Source organism: Streptomyces katrae (assembly GCF_000966975.1).
Lineage (GTDB): Bacteria > Actinomycetota > Actinomycetes > Streptomycetales > Streptomycetaceae > Streptomyces > Streptomyces katrae.
The window spans coordinates 1-1,835 of sequence record NZ_JZWV01001608.1 but is presented as its reverse complement, the minus strand read 5'-3'; the positions used below and the strand labels follow the sequence as shown (position 1 = coordinate 1,835).

Here is a 1,835-nt window from a genome sequence, read left to right as displayed (position 1 = left end):
GGCCGAGGCTCCGGCCCCGGGCGGAGTGGTCTCCCCGGCCGAGGCTCCGGCCCCGCCACGGTCGGCCCGGGGCGCTGAGGCAGCCCCGGGCACGGAGGCGGCCCTGGCCGCCGGGGTGCCCCCGGAGCGGTCGGACGCCCCGATCCGGGGCCCGTGGGCCCTCCCGTCGGCACCCCCGGCCCCCTCACCGTCAACCGTCCCGCCCCGGTCCGGCTCCCCGGCCCGGGCCCCTTCGGCCCTGGGGGCGCTGCCCCCACCGTCCCCGGCCCCGGTGGAAGCGGGGGCCGTGCCAGGGTCGGAGGCCCCACCCCGCGCCCCGCCCGCAGTCGCGCCCTCAGCGGAGGCGGGGTCCGCGTCACCGCCGGACGCCCCGCCCCCGGTCCCGTCGCCCCGCCGGACGCCGACGGGAGCGGCGCCTCCAGCCGGGGCGCCCACCCGGTCCCGGTCGGAGGCCCCGGCACCGGTGGAAACGCGGTCCGTGCCAGGGTCGGAGGTCCCGGCGGAAACGGAGCCCCCGTCACGGCCCCCGTTCGTTCCGGCTCCGGCGGAGGCGGGCTCCCCCGCCGGGCCACCAGGCCCGTCCCCGCGATCCGCTCCGGCCCCGGTGCCGGTCGAGGCTCCGTCCGCCACAGGGCCCGGTGTCCCACCCCGGGCCCCACCACCCGGCCCGGCCCCGGCGGAGGCGGGACCTCCCTCCGCTCCGGCCCCGGGGGCGGGGGCGGCCTCGTCGAGGTCGGGGGCTTCGACCCGGGGGCCGTCGGGACGAGCGGCGGCGCCCCCGTCCCGCTCGGGCACCTGGGCGGTGTCCCCCGTCGTGGGGGTGTCCTCGTCACGGTGGGGCAGCCCGGCCCCGGGCCTGTCGGTCCGTGCGGTCGGCGCGGAAGCGCCGGGGCCGTCACCGTCGGATGCCGCTGAGCGGTCTCCCCCGCTCCTCCCGGCCTTCTCGGGGGCGCCGGCCCCGCCGTCGTCCGGCGACCCGGGCCGGCCCGCACCGGTCCTCCCGTCCCCCGTCGAGCCCTCGGTCCCGCCGTGCCGGGGGCCGTCCGGAGCCGCGGTGTCGCCCGTAGCCCCGGATCCGGGGCCGTCGGCGGCGTCCGCGCCCTCCCCGGCCGTACCCGCGGTGCCACCCGTACCGGCGGCCTCCGCACTCCCGCCCCCGGCGGGGGCTCCCGCGCCGGGCCGGGTGCCGGGGTACGCCTCGGGGGCCGGCCCCGGTCCGCGCCGGGCGGGGTCCTCCTGCCCGCCGGGCCGGCCAGGGCCGGGCGGGACCGGGGCCGCCTCCAGGAGGGCCAGGGCCCGCTCCAGGGCCTCGGCCGCGCGTTCCGCCAGGGCCGTGCGGTCCGGCGGGGACGGGGTGCGGGCCAGGAGGGCCAGCAGGGTCGCGCCCAGGGCCAGCAGGACGTCCGGGTGCGTGGTCCGCGGGTCGGTGGCCAGGGGTTCCAGAGCGGCGAGGGCCTCGTGCAGCGGGCCCGGCTCCGCGCGGAGTTCGCTCAGCCGGATCAGCGTGCGGGCCCGGCGTACGGCGCAGTCCACCCGCAGCTCCGCGTCCTGCGCGGCGGCGGCCCCGGCGGCGGCGAACTCCCGCGCGGCGGCGGCCAGCAGCGCGTCCCCGTCGGTGCCCGAGGCCAGGCCCCGCTCGTACAGCACCCGGCCCAGCGCCGCCCACCCCCCGGCGGTGCGCAGCCCGGTGACGGCCCGTTCGGCCTCGTCGAGGAGCTCCGGGTCCCGCTGGACCGCCCACAGCCGCAGCAGCACCCCGGCCAGCTCGGTCTCGGCCTCCTCCGGCGGGTCCTCGGGCCCGGGCGGGAGCGCGGCGGCCCGCCGCAGCAGAGTAT

1 pseudogene is annotated in these 1,835 nt (G+C 83.0%); it reads right to left on the bottom strand.

From position 1 onward, the window contains the following. A pseudogene (locus VR44_RS46705) lies at nt 1–1,835 on the bottom strand (hypothetical protein); the annotation flags it as partial.